The following is a 19,738-nucleotide window of genomic DNA, read 5'->3' as shown; positions in this document are numbered from 1 at the left end:
CATGTTAATGCCTTGGTAGCACATTAACTCTCGATTAACCCTTTGAAATCATTTTCCATACTTGATCGAGTATGGAGAAGCGGCGTGAAGCTGGTTGCGGGGTTGGTTGTGTCGGTTGCCTTGTTCGGGGGCGCGCATGTCCTGTATGACGACCAGAGTCAGAGCACCGCTGTCGACACAGTCTCCTCAAGCACCTATCGATTGACGGCCAATGGCGACGAAGCTGCCTGCGCCGTGCGGCGGGGCGCCGCGGTCTCGAACGGCCTGTCGCGACTCGAGATCGCCCCGGATTGCGGCAAGCTGATGCCGGGCATCGAACGCGTGAAGTTCTGGCGCGAGCAGGCGGACGGCTCGGTTGCCTTCAGTGAGAACGGCATCGACCCGATCGTCACCTTCGGCGTTGCCGATGGCGACGGCTATGAATCCTACGCGCCGTCCGCGCCGCTTCTGGCGTTGAACGACGACAGCAGCAACTGAGCTCAACCTAGTCCAGGGAACGGCGGATTATTCCGCCGCGGCGCGCACGCCCGCCTTTGCCGCCGCGTGCAGCCGCACGGCATCGCCGAAAGCGCGAAAGATCTTGGCGGAATTGCTGTCCGACTTCACCCAGTATTCGGGGTGCCACTGCACGCCGACCGCGAAGGCCCGCGCATCCTTGACGGAGACCGCTTCGATCGTGCCGTCGGTGGCCAAAGCCTCGATTTGCAGTCTCGAGCCGAGCCGGTCGATCCCCTGCCGGTGCAGGGAGTTGACTTTGATATCGCCGGCCCCGAACACGCCTGCAAGGCAACTGCCCGGCTTGATCGAGATCGTCTGATGGATAGCGAAGCGCTCGTCCTGATTGTCGCTCACCGGCGCGCGATGGTCGAGCGAGCCTTCGCGCTCCTGGATCTCGGTGCCCAGCGTGCCGCCCAGCGCCACGTTCAGCTCCTGGATACCGCGGCAGATGGCAAGCACCGGCACGCCGCGCTCGAGCGCCTTGCGGATCAGCGGCAGCGTCGTGGCATCGCGTGCCAGATCGTACGGACCGTTGGCCTCGCTCGGGTCGCCGTCATAAAGCGAGGGATGCACATTGGATTTCGAGCCTGTCAGCATGACGCCGTCGACCGCCGACAGCAATTCGTCGAGGTCGAGCCGGTCGCCGAAGGACGGAACCAGCAGCGGGAACACGCCGGCGCCCGTGACCGCGGCTTCCAGATATTGCTGGGGCGCGGCGTGCCAGGTGTAGTTGTCGAACTGGCGGACGTCGGTTGAGACTGCGACGAGCGGCTGCTTCATTTTGGGTTTGGTTTCCATGAGGCCAAGGAATTGTTCTGCTTACAAAATAAGCGATCCGTCACGGCTTTTCCATGGCAAGTTTGGCCGCCTCGCATAGGCCAGAAAGAGAGCGTTAGACTATAGTTGCAGATGATAGCTGAATGGGCGTCAAGCTGGCCCGCGGCGCTGGACTCGACTTCTTGCCCGTGTATGTTCTCCCCCCAAACCGATCCGGACAGCGAGTATGTCCGGCATCGGTCAGCTGATCCGCAAGGGAGGAAACTGCATGGATCGTCGTTCATTCATTCGCAAGGCCGGCGCGTCCGGCGTGGGAGCCGCCGCAGCGGCCGCGGCGCTCGCCACACCGGCAATTGCCCAGTCCAATCCGAAAGTGACTTGGCGGCTGGCGTCGTCCTTCCCGAAGTCGCTCGACACGATCTATGCCGGCGCCGAGGTCTTCTCCAAGATGCTTTCGGAAGCGACCGACGGTAATTTCCAGATCCAGGTCTTCGCTGCGGGCGAGCTGGTGCCCGGCCTGCAGGCGGCCGACGCCACTGCTGCCGGTACGGTCGAAGCGGCTCACACCGTGGCATATTATTACTGGGGCAAGGATCCCGCCTGGGCGTTGGGCGCGGCCGTGCCCTTCTCGCTCAATGCTCGCGGCATGAACGCCTGGCACTACCATGGCGGCGGGATCGACCTGTTCAACGAATTCCTCGGGGCGCAGGGTCTGTTTGGCCTGCCGGGTGGCAACACCGGCGTTCAGATGGGCGGCTGGTTCCGTAAGGAAATCAACAACGTCGCCGATTTGAAGGGCCTAAAGATGCGCATCGGCGGCTTTGCCGGCAAGGTCATCGAGAGGCTGGGCGTGGTGCCTCAGCAGATCGCCGGCGGCGACATCTACCCGGCGCTCGAAAAAGGCACGATCGACGCCGCCGAATGGGTCGGCCCCTATGACGATGAGAAGCTCGGCTTCTACAAAGTCGCCCCCTACTACTACTATCCCGGCTGGTGGGAAGGCGGCCCTACCGTCCACCTGCTGTTCAACAAGGCCAAGTATGAAGAGCTGTCGCCGACTTACAAATCGCTGGTGCGCACCGCGGCGCAGGCCGTGGACGCGAACATGCTGCAGAAATACGATTATGTGAATCCGCCGGCGGTGCGGCGCTTGGTGGCCAGCGGGGCGAAGCTCAGGCCATTCAGCCAGGAGATCATGGCTGCCTGTTTCGAGAAGGCCAACGAGGTCTATGCTGAGATGGAATCCAACAACGCGCCGTTCAAGAAGATTTGGGAATCCATCAAGGCCTTCCGCAAGGAACACTACCTGTGGGCCCAGGTCGCCGAATACAATTACGACACCTTCATGATGGTGCAGCAGCGCAACGGCAAGCTGTAGGAAATAAGGCGATTGGCTTGATCTGGAAGGCCCCGGTTCGCTCTGGGGCCTTTAAATTCCAGGTTGGCCGATCGCGTGTCAGCGGCCTGGCACCACCAGCACCTTGACTTCGCCCGGCGCTGGTGGATTGGCGATCACTTGCGGTGCCTCCTCCAGGCTGACTTGCCTCGAGATCAGCCTGTCGACCTCGATAGCGCCGGTGGCAATCAACTGCGCCGCCCGGCCATGCGTGAACGGATTGAGAAAGGAACCGAGCACCTTCAGTTCGCGAAACAATAGATCGAACGGCTCGATTTCCACCTTCATGCCTTGCGGCACCACGCCGACGATGACGACCGTGCCGCCGGCTTTCGCCATGCGCATCGATTGCTCCACCGTGTCGCGCACGCCGGCACACTCCAGCACCACGTCGACGCCGCCGGGCGCCAGGCCCTTCGGCCCGGCGACGGCCGCGATCGGGTCGCCGGTGCTTGGATCGATCGTCGCGGTCGCGCCGAGCTCCTCGGCAAGCGCTCGGCGGGAGGCCTGTCTGGTCGACAGGATGATGGTTGCAGCACCGGCGAGCTTCGCCAACTGCACGACGAGCAGGCCGATGACGCCGCCGCCAAGCACCACGACCGACGCGCCCGGCCGTATTGCGGCAAGGTCCACGCCGTGCAGGCAGCAGGCGAGCGGTTCGCAGAAGGCGCCATGCGCCGGCTTGAGATCCGCGGGGAGCCGGAAAGCCTGCTTGTGCGGCATCAGCACATAGTCGGCGAAGCCGCCCTCGCGGTGGATGCCGATGGCGCTGAGATTGCTGCACAGGTTGACGCGGCCGGCATGGCAGTGGGCGCAGCGCCCGCAGGCGATGTTGGGGTCGCCGGTGACGCGGTCGCCCACGGTAATGCCCGACACCCCCGGGCCGACGGCTTCCACGATGCCGGAGAATTCATGGCCGAGCGTCACCGGCGGCGTGCACGGAAACTCGCCATGGAAAAGGTGCCGGTCGGTGCCGCAGACGCCGCAGGCCTCGATCTTGACGAGAATGTCCTCAGGCCCGGGAACGGGTTTGGGAACCTCGCGCAGCGCGATCTTGCCTACCGCCTCCAGCCGCACGGCTCTCATGGGATTACCTCAGTTGAATTTGGGTGGCTGTGAGAGGTCGGGCGCCGGTGCCGCCGGCTTGGCCGGCGCGTCGCCGAAGCTCGGCGGCTGCGACAGGTCAGGAGTGCCGGGCGCCGCCGGCGCGCCGCCATTGGCGGGGGCCGCGCCGTTGTTGGCGGGCGGGGTGCCGAGCGGCGACAGCGAAGGCATGTCGGGCAGCTTGAGGTCGATGGTGCTGGGCTCCACCGCCGCTCCCTTGTAGCGCATGACCATTTGCGGGAAGGCGATGGTGAGCCCGATCATGATCACCTGGATGCAGACGAACGGCACGGCGCCCCAATAGATCTGCCCCGTCGTCACCGGCGCGATCTGCTTGCCGGTGATCCTGTCGAGATACGGCACGCGGGCCGCGACCGAGCGCAGGTAGAACAGCGCGAAGCCGAAGGGCGGATGCATGAAGCTGGTCTGCATGTTGACGCCAAGCAGCACGCCGAACCAGATCAGGTCGATGCCGAGCTTGTCCGCGGCTGGCGCCAGCAGCGGCACGATGATGAAGGCGAGCTCGAAGAAATCGAGGAAGAAGGCAAGCACGAACACCAGGATGTTGACGCCTATCAGGAAGCCCGTCTCGCCGCCGGGCAGCGAGGTCAACAAATGTTCGACCCAGATGTGGCCGTTGACGCCGTAGAAGGTCAGCGAGAAGACGCGCGCGCCGATCAGGATGAACAGCACGAAGGAGGAAAGCCTGGTCGTCGAGGCGAGCGCTTGTTTGACGACCTCGAGCGACAGTCTCCCCTTGCCTGCCGCCATGATCAATGCTCCGACGGAGCCCATCGCGCCGCCCTCGGTCGGCGTGGCGATGCCGAGGAAGATTGTGCCCAGCACCAGGAAGATCAGCGCCAGCGGCGGGATCAGCACGATCACCACCTGCTGCGCCAGCTTGGACATCATGTTGATGCGCAGCCGCTGGTCGACAACGGCGACGATATAGATGGCGATGACGCCGACGGCGAAGCCGAGGATGTCGGCATTGTCGCCCTGCGTCGGCGCAAGATAGCGATAGGCGCCATAGGAGATCGCGCCGGTGATCAGAAGCGCCACGAACAGCGACAGCACGCCGTGACCGAGCGTTCGGGCTTCGAGCGGCAGCGCCGGCATCGCGTTCGGCCGGACGATCGACATGATCAGAATGTAGAGCATGTAGATTCCGGTCAGCACGATGCCCGGGATCAACGCGCCGGCATACATGTCGCCGACCGAGCGCCCGAGTTGGTCGGCAAGCACGATCAGCACCAGCGAGGGCGGGATGATCTGTGCAAGTGTGCCGGACGCCGCAATGACGCCGGATGCAACCCTGCGGTCATAGCCGTAGCGCAGCATGATCGGCAGTGATATCAGCCCCATGGCAATGACCGAGGCCGCCACCACGCCGGTCGTTGCGGCCAACAGAGCGCCGACGACGATGACCGCATAGGCAAGGCCGCCGCGGATCGGCCCGAACAACTGGCCGATCGTGTCGAGGAGGTCCTCGGCCATGCCTGAGCGCTCGAGAACGATGCCCATGAAAGTGAAGAAGGGTATCGCCAGGAGCGTGTCGTTTGACATCACCCTGGTGCCGTAGAAATTGTCGGGCAGCGCGTGCAGCAGCGGCCAGGCGAGGTTGATCGACCCGCCGGAATAGGGCGAGACCAGCACGCCGATGAAGAAGAACAGCAGGCCGTTGGCGGCGAGCGAGAAGGCGGCGGGGTAGCCGATCAACAGGAAGATGATCAGCGAGGCGAACATGATCGGCGCCATGTTCTGCGCGATGAACTCGATCATGGGCGGGCCTCGCCCGCGATGGCTTTGGCTTCCTCGGCCAGCGCCTCCGCCTCGAGCCTGGCCTGCTCATGCGCCGATATGAAGGGATTGGGATCGTCCATGTCGCCGCGCATGATGGCGATTTTCTTGATGATCTCGGAAACCCCTTGCAGCGCGAGCAGGAAGAAGCCGACGAGCAGGATCGCCTTGGCCGGCCAGACGATCAGCCCGCCGGCATTGGTCGACATCTCGCCGCTGCGGAAGGACAGCGACACATAGGGCACGAAATAGATCACCATCAGCACGACGAACGGCATCAGGAACAAGAGATGGCCGAAGAGGTCGATCCAGTGCTGCACCCGCCGCGGGAACATGCCGTAGACGATGTCGATGCGGATATGGTCGTTCTGCTTCAGCGTGTAGGCGGCGGCCAGCATGAAGGCGGCGCCGAACAGATACCATTGGAGCTCAAGCCAGGCATTGGAGGAGGTGTCGAACACCTTGCGGATGACGGCATTGCCGGCGCTCACCAGGATCGCGAGCAGGATCAGCCATGACACCCAGCGGCCGATGAACTCGTTGATGCGGTCGATCGTTCTGGATAGAGCGAGCAGCCCTGCCATGCATATCCTCCCTGTACCTTGCGATGCGCCCGATTCCCCCTCCGGTGTCGCGTCGCCTTGGCCCAACGGTATGCAGTGCGTGGTCCGGCAGGTCAACATGACAAAGCCCTGTCGAACAGATCGGCGCACCGAACCATGCCGGAACGTCGCCGCTTGACGGAACGTCATGCAACCAAAGTCTGGGATGCTTAAAGCATGTCTCCCAAAAGTGGGAACCGGTTAAACCTAAAGCGTATGGAGCGAATCTGAAAGATCGCGACGCGCTTTAGGCGATCTTGGCCTGATCGCGCCCGGCGCCGATCAGCACCAGCATGGCGACGAGGAAGAGATAGATCCAGGCGTCGCGCCATTCGAGCGGGAAATAGCCCGCCCAGAGCGATTCGGCCATGCCGAAGGCCGCTGCGCCAAGGGCCGCCCGAAGCGGCGACAGATAGCCGCCGACCGCCGTCACAAACAGGATCTTCAGGCCGTAGACCAGCCCGGTGCCGAAGGAGACATTGCCGTAATAGAGGCCGGCAAGCACGCCGGCCAGGGCCGCGCAGAAACCACCGAACAGCACGGCGAGGCGGAACACCGCGCGAACATCGACCCCGCACATCGCCGCTGCTTTCGGATCGTCGGAGACGGCACGCCAGGCGCGGCCGAAGCGCGAATGCGAAAACAGCCAGGCCGCCAGCGCCACCAGCGCGACGACACCCGTGCAGTCGAGCAGCTGGATGACGGTGAGCGTGACCTTGAACCCTTCACCCTCGGCGAAAATGACGGGATCGGCGAGCATCGGCGGCAGCCAGAGATCATGCGTGTCGGCGGCGATGCGGCTGGCCTCCGACAGGAAGATCAAGATCCCGAGCGTCGTCACCACGATGGCGTTGGGCGAGCGGTCGGCGAGCCTCTCAAACACGCTGCGCGACAGGACGTGGCTGATCAGCGCGGCGTAGAGCAAGGCCGCGGCGACGCCGAGCGCCACCGAGGCAGCCAGCGTCAGCCACAGCGCCTGATAGCCGAAGGCGGCGGTCAGGATCATCGTCTGGCCGCAGAAGGCGAACAGCGCGCCGTAAGCCAGATTAGTGCGGTGCAGAATGCCGTTGGTCAGCACATAGCCGAAGGCGAGCAGCGCATAGAGCGCGCCCGAATGCAGCCCGTTCAACACCTGCTGGAGGAAATAGAGCATGCGGCATCCTTCGGGCCGCAAGACGCGACCCTGCTTGGGACCGTTGCATTCGGAATCTAACTTGTCAAATGCGTTTTATCGGTTAGATTTCTATTCATGACTGTCTCTTGGACACCGCACCGCTTCACCGGCGGCATCCTTGCGCTCGATACGGCGAACACCGTCGTGCTGCGTAACGATCCGGAGAAGACTTTCGACCGTTTCGACGATCCGGCGGAGATCGCCCGGTTCGCCGAGGCGGCCAGCGGCTTTCGCGCCGCCGAGCTTGGCGGCCGGCGGCTGCAGGCGCCGGAGCCGGCCGAGATAAAGCCAACCGTCATCTCGATCCGCGAAGCGACCGATCGCCTGTTTCGCCATGCCGTATCGAACGGTGCGCTCGCGATCAGCCACCTGCCGGATTTTCTCACGGCCTGCGCCAGCGGACTGTCGGGCAGCGAGACCGAGATCGGGACGCATGGCCAGCCTTTCGGCGACCCGCGAACGCCGATTGCTTTCGAGGCGGCTTTGGCCGTCTCGGCGCTGTCGCTGTTGCGGGACGAAACGGTGGCGAGGCTCAGAATCTGTCCCAATTGCAGCTGGCTGTTCGTTGATCGCAGCCGTAACGGCAGCCGCCTTTGGTGCGACATGGCCGTTTGCGGCAACCGCCAGAAGGCAAATCGTTACTACCGCCGCCGTACAGCGGCGAGGGAGGTCAGCAATGCTTAAGAAACTGTCGCGTTCGACTTTGGTCGGCGCCGTCCTTGTAGCCGCAATCGCGCTCGGCGCCTGCCGCGACAGCGGCAAGGAGCAGCTCTTCGCCATTTCCGGCAAGCTGTTCGAATTCAATTACCGGCTGGCCATCGCCACCTATGTCATCACGCTGAAGCCGCTGCGGCCGATGCTCGACGGCCAGGTCGCGGTAGTGAGCTTCCAGAACCCAGCCGGCGGCGACCCACTTGTCGTCAACCAGAAGATCTGGCCAAAACTGCCGCACATCACGCTCACCAGCCCGCCGCTCACCTGCGTGGTCAAGGACAAGCCTTACAAAGTCTCGATCCGCATCAAGGATTCGAGCGGCACTTTGCTGCAGAGTATCGACACCACCATGACCTCGTCGGAGGACCAGACGATGCTGCCTGACCGGCCACTGGTGATCGGACCGAACTACGAGCTCAATTCCGATCTGGCCGGCCATCCGGATGGCAAGCTGCCGGGAGAGCCGAAGCCGGATTGCTCGAAAGCGACCTGAGCCACGAAATTTTTGTTCCTCGCAAGACGGTTAGCACGATTTTGCGTGCGCCGCCTGCTACTCGCCAGACCGTTTGTTGCGTGTTATTTGGCCTCTGCGATTTTGTTTGACCTCACCGCCAAGGGACGAAAGACTGCGGCGTCCCACTCCGACGTTGGCTGCCTGATTTGGGCTGCCTCCGCAGAGGAAATACCTGATGACGCTGCACGACGTCGCGCTCGACGACAAGTTCGACCTTGGCAAGGAGCGTGTCTTCCTGTCCGGCGCGCAGGCCGTCGTGCGCATGCTTCTGATGCAGCGCGAGCGCGACCGCCGCGCCGGCCTCAACACAGCGGGGTTCGTTTCCGGCTACCGCGGCTCGCCTTTGGGCGGCCTCGACATGCAGCTGTGGCGGGCGAAGAAGCAGCTCGCGCAATCCGACATCGTCTTTCAGCCGGGCCTCAACGAGGAGCTTGCCGCCACCGCCTGCTGGGGTTCGCAGCAGACCGAATTGCTGGGCGAAGGCACGCATGACGGCGTCTTTTCGGTCTGGTACGGCAAGGGGCCGGGGGTAGACCGGTCCGGCGACGTCTTCCGCCACGCCAATCTAGCCGGCTCCTCGAAGCACGGCGGCGTGCTTGCCCTGATGGGCGACGACCACATGGCCGAATCCTCGACCAATGCGCATGCCACCGAGTTCCTTTTCGTCGACACCATGGTGCCGATCCTCAATCCGGCCGGCGTCCAGGAGATCATCGACTACGGCCTTTACGGCTTTGCCATGTCACGCTTCGCCGGCACCTGGGCGGCGATCAAATGCGTCAAGGACAACATCGAATCGACGGCCTCGGTCGACGCCTCGATCAAGCGTCTGGGCATCGTCATTCCTGAGTTCGACATGCCGCCGGGCGGCCTGAACATCCGCCATGAGATCGACATGCTCGGCCAGGAAGAGCGGCTGCATGAGTATAAGCGCGCCGCCGCCTCGGCCTTCATCCAGGCCAATGGGCTGAACCGCATCGTCTATTCCGGCGGCCGCAATCCCAAGCTCGGCGTCATCACCATCGGCAAGAGCTATCTCGACGTCCGCCAGGCGCTGGAGGATATCGGCATCGACGAGGCGGCCGCCAACCGCATCGGCATCCGCCTGTTCAAGGTAGGCTGCCCATGGCCGCTCGATTTTCAGCATATCGCCGAGTTCGCGCGCGGCCTCGACACCATCGTCGTCGTCGAGGAAAAGCGCTCGCTGATCGAGGTGCAACTGCGCGAGAACCTCTACGGCACCGCCACGCAGCCGATGATCGTCGGCAAGAAGGACGAGCGCGGCGACTGGCTGTTTCCGGCCAAAGGCGCGCTCGACCCGAACGAGATCGCCATCGCGCTCGGCGAACGGATCCTGCGCACCATCGGCCCGTCCGAGGAGATCGCCGCTCGGGTGGCGAAGCTGCGCCAGTTCCAGGCGATGCTGGCGGACACCGTCGACATCGGCTCGCGCACTCCTTTCTTCTGCTCGGGCTGCCCGCACAATTCCTCGACCAAGGTGCCGGAGGGCTCGCTGGCCGCCGCAGGCATCGGCTGCCACTTCATGGCGCTGTGGATGGACAGGAACACCGTCGGCTTCACCGCCATGGGCGGCGAGGGCGCGCAATGGGTCGGACAGGCGCCGTTTTCCAGGCGCGAGCATATCTTCCAGAATCTCGGCGACGGCACCTACAACCATTCCGGCGTGCTGGCGATCCGCTTCGCGCTGTCCTCCGACGCCAACATCACCTACAAGATCCTCTACAACGATGCCGTCGCCATGACCGGCGGCCAGCCGCATGAGGGCGGCCTGACCGTCGACATGATCGCGAGACAAGTGCGCGCCGAGGGCGTCGACCGCATCGCCGTCGTCACCGACGAGCCCGGCAAGTATACCGGCAAGGCCGATTTCCCGGCCGGCGTAACAATCCACCACCGCGACGATCTCGATCTCGTCCAGCGCGAATTGCGCGACGTCAAGGGCGTTTCGGTGCTGCTCTACGATCAGACCTGCGCCGCGGAAAAGCGCCGCCGCCGCAAGCGTGGCACCTTCCCCGATCCGGACAAGCGCGTCTTCATCAACGAGCTGGTCTGCGAAGGCTGCGGCGATTGCGGGGTGCAGTCGAACTGCGTCTCGATCCAGCCGGTCGAGACCGAATTCGGCCGCAAGCGCCGCATCGACCAGTCGAGCTGCAACAAGGATTTCTCCTGCCTCAACGGTTTCTGCCCGTCTTTCGTCACCGTGCATGGCGGCAAGATAAGGAAGGCCGAGGGCATTGCCGGCAAGGCCGATCCGCTGGATGGCGTGCCCGCGCCGGCTGAATTCCGCATGGGCAACCAGGGCTGGGCGGCGATCATCGACGGCGTCGGCGGTACCGGCGTCGTCACCGTCGGCGCGGTGCTCGGCATGGCAGCGCATTTGGAGGGCAAGGGCTGCGGCATGATCGACATGGCGGGCCTCGCCCAGAAGGGCGGTTCGGTCTTCACCCATGTCCGCATCGCCCCGACACCCGAGGACATCCACGCCATCCGCGTTTCGGCCGGCAAGGCCGACCTTGTGCTCGGCTGCGACCTCGTCGTCTCCGGCGCCAAGAAGGTGCTGGGCGCGGTGCGCGAGGGCCACACGATCTTCCTGGCCAACACTGCCGAGATCATGCCCGGAGAATTCACCCGCTCCGCCGACTTCTCGCTGCCGGTCGAGCGGCTGAAGAAGGCGATCCGGGCGGCTGCCGGCGACGACAAGGCTCATTTCTTCGACGCCACCCGCACGGCGACCGCGCTCTTCGGCAATTCGCTCGGCGCCAACATGTTCATGCTGGGCTTCGCCTTCCAGCATGGCGGGCTGCCGCTTTCGGCCGAAGCCGTTGAAAAGGCGATAGAATTGAACGGCGAAGCGGTGGCGATGAATATCGCGGCTTTCCGCTGGGGCCGCCGTGCCGCGCATCAGCCCGACTTCGTGCGTGGCCTTGTCGCTCAAACCGGCAAGCCGGCGCCAAAACGGGCCGAGACGCTGGACGATGTCATCGCTCGCCGCGTCGCCTTCCTCACCGCCTATCAGAACGCCGCCTACGCTAGGCGCTACGCCGACCGCGTGGCGGCGTTGCGTGCCGCTGAAGCCAGGGCCGTGCCGGGCTCGACCGCGGTGACCGAGGCCATCGCCAGGAACCTCTTCAAGCTGATGGCGATCAAGGACGAGTATGAGGTGGCGCGGCTCTACACCGACGGCACTTTCGCCGCCGACCTGGCCAAGCAGTTCCAGAGCTACGAAAAGCTTGAATTCCATCTGGCGCCGCCGATCCTCGGCCGCCGCGGCAATGACGGCAAGCCCAGGAAATCGAGCTTCGGCCCGTGGATGTTGAAGGGCTTTCGGCTGCTGGCGGCGATGAAGGGCCTGCGCGGAACCGTGTTGGACCTTTTCGGCTACACGGCCGAGCGGCGCATGGAACGGCAAGCATTGAGGGAATACGAAGCCGATCTCGACCTCATCGTCGGCGCGCTGGCGCCGGGACGGATCGAGGCCGCCACAGCCCTTGCCTCCGTGCCGGCTCTCATCCGCGGCTATGGCCATGTCCGGCAGGCCGGCGCCAGCAAAGCGGCGGGCGAGCGCTCGCGGCTGATCGAGCGTTTGATGCAAGCGCCCGCGGAGCCATCGCTTCGGGCGGCGGAGTGATCGCGCCGGGCCTTGATGGCGCCCCCGGAATCCCCTGAATTTCCTGATCTGTCCCGCCGGCCTCAACCCTCTGCAACCGGCATGAAGCGCCGTTCTAAGCCTTTCTTAAGGCGGGTGTGGCATGACAAGGCGTAGTGTTGGGCCAACGGCATGGGTAGAACAAAGACCGAGAACATCCCGGCGGATGTTTATATCCAGTTTGTGCGGTCGTTGTTCGACAACGCCCACATGCTGGTGATCGGTGGCGTTTGCTACTGGATCCTCGGATTCATGATCTACTGGCGGACGCTCAATCCGCTGTTTCTGGCATTTTCTTTCGGCCTGCTCTCCATCAGCCTTTTCCGTTACGTTGGCATACGCGGCTTCCTGAAGAAAGGCGGCACCATCGCCAATGTCGAGGAAGCCCGGCGGTGGGAGCGCAACTACATCCTTAAAGGCAGCCTTCAGGGTCTCGGTCTCGGTTCGCTGTGCTTCATATCGATCTACGTCTATCCCGATCCCTTCGCTGAGCTGGCCGCGACATCGCTGACGATCGCGACCCTGGTCACGGTTGTCGGCCGCAACTACGGCTCCCCGCAGATGGTGCGGATATTCTCCGTGACCTTCATCGGTCCGGCGGCGCTCGGGCTGTTGCTGCGCATGGATTTCCCGTCGGTCCTGCTCGGCCTGATGATCATCCCGCTGACATTCATCACCATCAACAGCGCCGACCATGTCCGCAACGTGCTCTTCTCCGCCGTCATCGGGCACAAGCAGGCCAGGAACCTGACGCGCCGGTTCGATCGCGCGCTCAACACAATGTCGCATGGCCTGGTCATGCTGGGGCCAGACGGGCGCGTCGCCGTGGCCAATGCCGAGGCCGCCCGCCTGATGTCGCTGAAATCGGGCGACGCCTTGCTGGGGCGCTCGATCCATGGGCTTTTGATGCGCGGCGTCGCCGGCGGCATGCTGGCGCCGAAAGACTGCCGCTACATCGAGGCGCAGCTGACCCGCGCCTTGCGCGAAGGCCGCGACCGCAAGGTGCTGGTCTCGCTCGCCAACGGCCAGCATTATGAATTCTCCGCCCGTGAAGGCAGTCAGGAGCTGGGCGTCATCACCTTCGAGGACGTGACGGCCCGTGTCGAGGCGGAGGAGAAGATCCGCTTCATGGCGCGCTACGACAATCTGACCGGCTTGCCGAACCGCGCCTATTTCCATGAGTTGGTCGGCGAGGCCATGGCCTCCGGAGACCAGGACCGGCTCTGCGGCCTCGCCGTGCTCGATCTCGACGACTTCAAGAGCGTCAACGACACGCTCGGCCATCCGGTGGGCGACGGGCTAATCTATGCCGTGGCCGAGCGTCTCGCGGCGATCGCCGGACCCGGCATCACCGTCAGCCGCTTCGGCGGCGACGAGTTCATGGTCTTCTTCGATCGCGTCGAGGACGAGAGCCATCTCAGCACCCTGCTTGACCAGATATTCGCGGACCTGCAGGGCGAAGTGGATGTCGCCGGCCACGGGTTGCGCATCCAGGCCAGCGGCGGCGCGGTGCTGTCCAAGGTGAAGGATACCGACGCGGACGCCATGATCGTCAAGGCGGATCTTGCCCTCTACAAGGCCAAGGAGCTCGGCAAGAACAGCTGGCGGCTGTTCGAGGCGGCCATGGATGCCGCTTTCCGCAATCGCCAGCTGATGAAGGCCGATCTGCGCAACGCCGTGCAGGCCAGGGACTTGCGCGTCGTCTATCAGCCGATCGTGGCCGTCAGCACCATGCGCATCGCCAGTTGCGAGGCGCTCTGCCGTTGGGACCATCCCGACCTCGGCCCGATCTCGCCCAGCGTCTTCATTCCGCTCGCCGAGGAGATGGGCATCGTTTCGGACATAAGCACGTTCGTGCTGGAGGCCGCGTGCGCCGAATGCGCCAAATGGCCGGCACAGACCAGCGTGTCGGTCAACCTCTCGGCCAAGGACTTCCGCAGCCGCGATATCGTCCAGAAGGTCAGGGAAGCCTTGGCGAAGTCGGGCCTTGCGGCGCACCGGCTCGAGATAGAGGTCACCGAGACCGCCCTGCTCGACGACAAGTCGCTGACGCGCGAGTCGATCGAGGAATTGAAGGCGCTTGGCGTTCGCATCGCGCTTGACGATTTCGGGACCGGATATTCCAGCCTTAGCTATCTCCACAAGCTGCCGCTCGACAAGATCAAGATCGACCGCTCGTTCCTGGTCGATCTGAACCAGAACCGGCAGTCGCTGGATCTTTTGAAGGGCATTGTCGGCCTGTCCCGGACGCTGAGCCTTTCGGTCACCATCGAAGGGGTCGAGACCTTCGAGCAGCTGAAGACGCTGGTTCATCTGGTCAAGCCGGACTTCGTGCAGGGCTTCCTCTTCGGCGCCGCGCTGAGCGCGTCGGGCATCGAGACGATGTCGAGCGTCACATGGCCATTTGCCGCGGACCTGCATATCGCCGGCAAACGGACAGCCAGCTAATTCCGGGAAACGTGTAAGCGGTTTTTCGCCGGTAATTGCAAGAGATCAAGCAGCTCTCCGTTTCCGCGAAACTGCGAAACCTTCTCGCAAGATTGGCGATCGTTCTGGCGCGGATCAGGCCCGCTGGGTCTTGGTGGGTCCAGCTTTGATTTTCGAGTAATTCGAATAACCGTCGTCAGGTCGGTCCGGACAACCGCCGGCTGTGGTGTTTGCTTTTCTTGTGTGCGAGCCGGTCTAACGGCCGCGGCTATTAAGGTTAACAAGCGGTAAATCAGCAATATCGAATTTTCAGCTTGTGTCTCATTTCAACTCGAATAGCCTATTTCCAGGCGGGGTTCGAGGGACTGACGATGGATGTTGCGAGGAAGAGTGCGTCGGCTGACGCCAGCGCTAGGATGGACTCGGCACTCAACCGATCCATGATGCAACTGCTGGATCATGTCGAATATCGTCTCATCACCGGGGGTGAAGATCTGGAGGCGATCTACCGGCTTCGCTACAATTCCTATCTGCGCTCAGGTATGTGTGGCCCGATCGCCAGTGGAATGTTTGAGGATCGCTGGGATAATCTGCCCAATTCCTACCGGTTCGGCGTCTATTGTTACGGTGAATTGGTCAGCACACTGCGCTTCCACTATATTTCCAGTGAGCAGCCATACTCGCCTTCGATCGATGCCTATCCCGAAGTCTTGCTTCCACGGCTCGCCCGCGGCGAAACGTTCATTGACGGAACCCGCTTCGCAACCGATCCCGACAGCGCGCCGGCGCCGGGGGTGCTGCCTTTCCTGACTCTCAGGATCGCCATGGTCGCCTCTTGCTACTTCGGTCAGGACTCGGTGCTGACGCCGGTCAAGCTCGAGCATTCCGCGTTCTACGCGCGTTTCTTCAATGCCGTGCAGAGGAGCGAGGCCAAGCAGTTTCCGGGCGTTCTTGCCTCGATTGCCTTGTTCGAAATTCCGGCTGGCGAAAACATGCGCCGGACGCTCGAACGGCTACCGTTCTTCAAATCGACGCCGATGGAGCAGCGGCTCATGTTCGGCAATCCGGCCATCAACCGGCTGACGCCTCTGTCGATTGTGCCGACGGCGAAATTCTTTCGCACGGCTGCCTGAACGCAGGGGTGAACCTTTCGCCGGCTGCGCCGTTATTCGAGCAATTCCAGGAAAAGTGTGAGCGGTTTTCCGTCCGGAATTGCGTCAAACAACGAGATAGCGAGATTCATCGTTTCCGTGAAACGGTGAACCTCGCTCTCTCCGCAGCCCCGCCTGACGGGCGTCCGCGCCCGTCATAGAAAAGGATCTCGGAATGACCATCCATTCAATCGCGTTGACGCCGCTTATCTCGCTGATCGCCGGTGTGCTGATCTTGGTGATGCCCCGGTTGCTTAACTACATTGTCGCGCTTTACCTGATCGTTGTCCGCCTGCTCGGCCTGTTTCCCCACCTTGCCAGCTGAGATCCCGCGTCCGCGGCGCGGACGGCTTCCCTTTTCGATTTCAACTTTCATTTGAGGCTGTTGTCGCAGCTTGTGCGGCAATAGCGCCATTGCTCTTGGTTCGGCTTTTCGCTATGTGCCTCGAAGGCTTTTTCGAAGGGGTACTTCCATGGCTGATCACACGCCCGCCGGTCCAGTCGAGCTTGGCGCGCAGATGGACTATGCCGAGCACGATCGCACCTACAAGGCCTTCCTCAGCCTTGCCAAATACGGCTCGCTGGTCTGCGCCGCCATCCTCATCGCCATGGCCTTCGGTTTCTTCGTCGGCGGCTTTTTCTCGGGCCTCATCGTGTTCATTCTGATCACGGCCATCGGCACTCTTATTCTGCGGTAGACTTCCCAAGCCCATCGCCCTCGACGTCGCCGGACGTCCCGGCCGACGCCTTGCGTAATCAAGGTTCCAGCCGAAAGGATCGTCCGGTGGGACAAATAGTGTTCATCCCTCGTGAGCTTGACCCGAACGAGCCGCGCGTCGCGGCCTCGCCGGAGACGGTGAAACGTCTGGCTGGTCTCGGCTTCGACGTGATCGTCGAGAAGGGCGCCGGCCTTGGCTCCCGCATCCCCGACCAGGATTTTGCTGCGGTAGGTGCCGCGATCGGCAAGGCGACCGATGCGTCGAAGGCCGACGTGGTGCTGAAAGTGCGCCGGCCGACGGATGCCGAGCTGAAGGGCTACAAATCCGGCGCCGCCGTGATCGCCATCATGGACCCCTATGGCAACGATGCCGCGGTGGCCGCCATGGCCAAGGCCGGCATCACCGCCTTCTCCATGGAATTCATGCCGCGCATCACCCGCGCGCAGGTGATGGACGTGCTGTCCTCGCAGGCCAACCTTGCCGGCTACCAGGCGGTGATCGACGCGGCCGCCGAATATGATCGCGCACTGCCGATGATGATGACCGCGGCGGGCACCGTGCCGGCCGCCAAGACCTTCATCATGGGCGTCGGCGTCGCGGGCTTGCAGGCGATCGCCACCGCGCGCCGCCTCGGCGCCATCGTCACCGCCACCGATGTGCGGCCGGCGGTGAAGGAACAGGTGCAGTCGCTCGGCGCGAAGTTCCTGGCGGTCGAGGACGAGGAGTTCAAGGCGGCCGAGACGGCCGGCGGCTACGCCAAGGAGATGTCGAAGGAATACCAGGCCAAGCAGGCCGCGCTCACCGCCGAGCACATCGCCAAGCAGGACATCGTCATCACCACGGCGCTGATCCCTGGACGGCCGGCGCCGAAGCTGGTGTCGGCGGCCATGGTCGCCTCGATGAAGCCGGGTTCGGTGATCGTCGATCTTGCGGTCGAGCGCGGCGGCAATGTCGAGGGCGCGGTTCCCGGCAAGGTCGTGACGACGGAAAACGGCGTCAAGATCGTCGGCCATCTCAATGTGCCGGGCCGTGTCGCGGCCTCGGCCTCGCTGCTCTACGCCAAGAACCTTTACGCCTTCGTCGAGACGATGGTCGACAAGACGAGCAAGACGCTCGCCATCAAGCGCGATGACGAGCTGGTCAAGGCGACGATGCTGACCGACGGTGGTCGGGTCGTGCATCCGAACTTCGCCAAGGCGGCCGAAGAGCCGCGCACCGAGCCGGCGGCCATTCCGGCGACGGCCATGGTTGCCGAAGCCGCCGACGCGAAGCCGGCGGCAAAGAAGAAGGCCGCAGCCAAGCCTAAGGGGACCGCGTGATGGACGCCTTGCAGAAAGCTCTCGACCAACTCGATCAGGCGACCGCCGCCGTACGGCTGGCGGTGCAGGATCTTGCCAACGCGCCTGCTGGCGCCGAGGCTGCGGGCAATGCCGCGCACGCGCTCTCGGGCGGCGCCATCGATCCCTTCGTCTTCCGCTTCGCCATCTTCGTGCTGGCGATCTTCGTCGGCTATTATGTCGTTTGGTCGGTGACGCCGGCGCTGCACACGCCGCTGATGGCCGTCACCAACGCCATCTCCTCGGTCATCGTCGTCGGCGCGCTGCTCGCCGTCGGCATCGCCGCTTCCGGCCTTGCGGCGGGCTTCGGCTTCGTCGCGCTGGTGCTGGTCTCGGTCAACATCTTCGGCGGCTTCCTGGTGACCCAGCGCATGCTCGCCATGTACAAGAAGAAGGAAAAGTGACGTGACCGTCAATCTCGCTTCCTTCCTCTATCTCGTCTCCGGCATCCTGTTCATCCTGGCGCTGCGCGGCCTGTCGCATCCGACCACCAGCCGGCAGGGCAATCTCTACGGCATGATCGGCATGGGCATTGCCATTGCCACCACGCTGGCCCTGGCGACACCCTCGGCCGGCCGCTTCGGCCTGATCGTGCTCGGCCTCGCGATCGGCGGCGGTATCGGCGCCGTCACCGCGCGCCGCATCGCCATGACCTCGATGCCGCAGCTGGTCGCCGCCTTCCACTCGCTCGTCGGCTTCGCCGCCGTCATGGTGGCCGCGGCCGCCATCTATGCGCCGGAAAGCTTCGGCATCGGCACGGCGGGCGATATCCATGCCCAGGCGCTGGTCGAGATGAGCCTGGGCGTCGCCATCGGCGCCATCACCTTCACCGGCTCGGTAATCGCCTTCCTGAAGCTCGACGGCCGGATGTCCGGCAAGCCGATCATGATCGGTGGCCGCCACCTGATCAACATCGCGCTCGGCGTCGCCCTTGTGGTGCTGATCGTGCTTCTGGTCGCCACCGAATCGAAGCTGGTCTTCTGGCTGATCGTCGCCGCCTCGCTGGTGCTCGGCGTGCTGCTGATCATACCGATCGGCGGCGCCGACATGCCGGTCGTGGTGTCGATGCTGAATTCCTATTCGGGCTGGGCGGCGGCAGCGCTTGGCTTCACCCTCGGCAACCTTGCGCTGATCATCACCGGCGCGCTGGTCGGCTCGTCCGGCGCGATCCTGTCCTACATCATGTGCAAGGGCATGAATCGCTCCTTCATCTCGGTCATCCTCGGCGGCTTCGGCGGCGAGACGGCCGCCGCTGCCGATGACGGTATCGAGCGCACCGTCAAGCAGGGCTCGGCTGACGACGCCGCTTACCTGATGATGAACGCGCAGAAGGTCATCATCGTGCCAGGCTACGGCATGGCCGTCGCCCAGGCGCAGCACGCGCTGCGTGAGATGGCCGACAAGCTCAAGGCCAACGGTGTCGAGGTCAAATACGCCATCCATCCGGTCGCCGGCCGCATGCCCGGCCATATGAACGTGCTGCTTGCCGAGGCCAACGTGCCCTATGACGAAGTGTTCGAGCTGGAGGACATCAACTCCGAATTCGCGCAGGCCGACGTCGCCTATGTCATCGGCGCCAACGACGTCACCAATCCCTCCGCCCGGGACGACAAGTCCTCGCCGATCTACGGCATGCCGATCCTCGACGTCGACAAGGCCCGCACCTGCCTCTTCGTCAAGCGCTCGCTCGGCTCCGGCTATGCCGGCATCGACAACACGCTGTTCTACAAGGACGGCACCATGATGCTGCTCGGCGACGCCAAGAAGATGACCGAGGAAATAGTCAAGGCGATGGATCACTGAGCCTGATTGAAGGCGTCAAAAGAGAAAGGCCCGGCAGACGCCGCCCCCGGCAGAC

The 19,738-nt window shown here is 63.6% G+C and carries 17 protein-coding genes; 12 read left to right on the top strand and 5 right to left on the bottom strand.

What is annotated here, in order from left to right:
- Window positions 1–84 precede the first annotated feature (84 nt).
- Window positions 85–477 carry a hypothetical protein gene (locus tag P9272_RS12445; protein WP_278160762.1) on the top strand — a complete coding sequence of 131 codons (393 nt, stop codon included), beginning with the start codon at window positions 85–87 and terminating at the stop codon, window positions 475–477.
- A 27-nt stretch (window positions 478–504) separates the two neighbouring features.
- Here the strand turns inward: P9272_RS12445 and P9272_RS12440 are convergent, their stop codons facing one another.
- Window positions 505–1,278: a gamma-glutamyl-gamma-aminobutyrate hydrolase family protein gene (locus tag P9272_RS12440; protein WP_278160761.1), complete on the bottom strand. Its 774-nt coding sequence runs from the start codon at window positions 1,276–1,278 to the stop codon at window positions 505–507.
- Between the two features lie 265 nt (window positions 1,279–1,543).
- Between P9272_RS12440 and P9272_RS12435 the strand changes: the two genes are divergently transcribed.
- The gene (locus P9272_RS12435) at window positions 1,544–2,653 is read left to right on the top strand and encodes a TRAP transporter substrate-binding protein (protein ID WP_278160760.1); all 1,110 of its coding nucleotides are present in this window, start codon (window positions 1,544–1,546) and stop codon (window positions 2,651–2,653) included.
- Window positions 2,654–2,731: 78 nt separating this feature from the next.
- Here P9272_RS12435 and P9272_RS12430 read toward each other — a convergent pair whose 3' ends face one another.
- The 4 genes from P9272_RS12430 to P9272_RS12415 all read right to left on the bottom strand — a co-directional run bounded on the left by P9272_RS12430 (window position 2,732) and on the right by P9272_RS12415 (window position 7,330).
- On the bottom strand, window positions 2,732–3,757 hold the full coding sequence (locus P9272_RS12430; protein WP_278160759.1) for a zinc-dependent alcohol dehydrogenase family protein: 1,026 nt from the start codon (window positions 3,755–3,757) through the stop codon (window positions 2,732–2,734).
- Between the two features lie 9 nt (window positions 3,758–3,766).
- Window positions 3,767–5,557: a TRAP transporter large permease subunit gene (locus P9272_RS12425; RefSeq protein WP_278160758.1), complete on the bottom strand. Its 1,791-nt coding sequence runs from the start codon at window positions 5,555–5,557 to the stop codon at window positions 3,767–3,769.
- A complete protein-coding gene (locus P9272_RS12420; RefSeq protein ID WP_128261303.1) occupies window positions 5,554–6,159 on the bottom strand; it encodes a TRAP transporter small permease subunit in 606 nt (201 codons plus the stop codon). The genes P9272_RS12425 and P9272_RS12420 overlap by 4 nt, the downstream gene beginning before the upstream one ends.
- A 265-nt stretch (window positions 6,160–6,424) precedes the next feature.
- A complete protein-coding gene (locus P9272_RS12415; protein ID WP_278160757.1) occupies window positions 6,425–7,330 on the bottom strand; it encodes a branched-chain amino acid ABC transporter permease in 906 nt (301 codons plus the stop codon).
- Between the two features lie 96 nt (window positions 7,331–7,426).
- Between P9272_RS12415 and P9272_RS12410 the strand changes: the two genes are divergently transcribed.
- The 10 genes from P9272_RS12410 to P9272_RS12365 all read left to right on the top strand — a co-directional run bounded on the left by P9272_RS12410 (window position 7,427) and on the right by P9272_RS12365 (window position 19,683).
- Complete coding sequence (locus P9272_RS12410; RefSeq protein ID WP_278160756.1) at window positions 7,427–8,035, top strand: CGNR zinc finger domain-containing protein; 609 nt, start codon at window positions 7,427–7,429, stop codon at window positions 8,033–8,035.
- Window positions 8,028–8,558, top strand: a complete 531-nt coding sequence (locus tag P9272_RS12405; RefSeq protein WP_278160755.1) for a hypothetical protein — start codon at window positions 8,028–8,030, stop codon at window positions 8,556–8,558. The genes P9272_RS12410 and P9272_RS12405 overlap by 8 nt, the downstream gene beginning before the upstream one ends.
- A 196-nt stretch (window positions 8,559–8,754) precedes the next feature.
- Window positions 8,755–12,228 carry an indolepyruvate ferredoxin oxidoreductase family protein gene (locus tag P9272_RS12400; RefSeq protein ID WP_278160754.1) on the top strand — a complete coding sequence of 1,158 codons (3,474 nt, stop codon included), beginning with the start codon at window positions 8,755–8,757 and terminating at the stop codon, window positions 12,226–12,228.
- Window positions 12,229–12,378: 150 nt separating this feature from the next.
- Entirely contained in the window at window positions 12,379–14,694 is a 2,316-nt protein-coding gene (locus P9272_RS12395) for an EAL domain-containing protein (protein ID WP_128261298.1), read from the top strand.
- 419 nt (window positions 14,695–15,113) lie between these two features.
- A complete protein-coding gene (locus P9272_RS12390) occupies window positions 15,114–15,806 on the top strand; it encodes a hypothetical protein (protein ID WP_278160753.1) in 693 nt (230 codons plus the stop codon).
- A 193-nt stretch (window positions 15,807–15,999) separates the two neighbouring features.
- Window positions 16,000–16,149 carry a DUF3096 domain-containing protein gene (locus tag P9272_RS12385; protein WP_278160752.1) on the top strand — a complete coding sequence of 50 codons (150 nt, stop codon included), beginning with the start codon at window positions 16,000–16,002 and terminating at the stop codon, window positions 16,147–16,149.
- A 148-nt stretch (window positions 16,150–16,297) separates the two neighbouring features.
- Window positions 16,298–16,522 carry an aa3-type cytochrome c oxidase subunit IV gene (locus P9272_RS12380; RefSeq protein WP_128261295.1) on the top strand — a complete coding sequence of 75 codons (225 nt, stop codon included), beginning with the start codon at window positions 16,298–16,300 and terminating at the stop codon, window positions 16,520–16,522.
- An 86-nt stretch (window positions 16,523–16,608) separates the two neighbouring features.
- On the top strand, window positions 16,609–17,862 hold the full coding sequence (locus P9272_RS12375; protein WP_278160750.1) for a Re/Si-specific NAD(P)(+) transhydrogenase subunit alpha: 1,254 nt from the start codon (window positions 16,609–16,611) through the stop codon (window positions 17,860–17,862).
- Window positions 17,862–18,284 (top strand): proton-translocating transhydrogenase family protein, encoded by a 423-nt coding sequence (locus P9272_RS12370; RefSeq protein WP_112128301.1) that lies wholly within the window; start codon window positions 17,862–17,864, stop codon window positions 18,282–18,284. Before P9272_RS12375 ends, P9272_RS12370 begins: the two co-directional genes overlap by 1 nt.
- A gap of 1 nt (window position 18,285) precedes the next feature.
- Window positions 18,286–19,683: an NAD(P)(+) transhydrogenase (Re/Si-specific) subunit beta gene (locus P9272_RS12365; protein ID WP_278160749.1), complete on the top strand. Its 1,398-nt coding sequence runs from the start codon at window positions 18,286–18,288 to the stop codon at window positions 19,681–19,683.
- Window positions 19,684–19,738 lie beyond the last annotated feature (55 nt).

This window comes from Mesorhizobium sp. WSM4976, from assembly GCF_029625685.1.
GTDB lineage: Bacteria > Pseudomonadota > Alphaproteobacteria > Rhizobiales > Rhizobiaceae > Mesorhizobium.
Note: the sequence above shows the minus strand (reverse complement) of the source record. Positions and strands in the feature narration are given on the sequence as shown.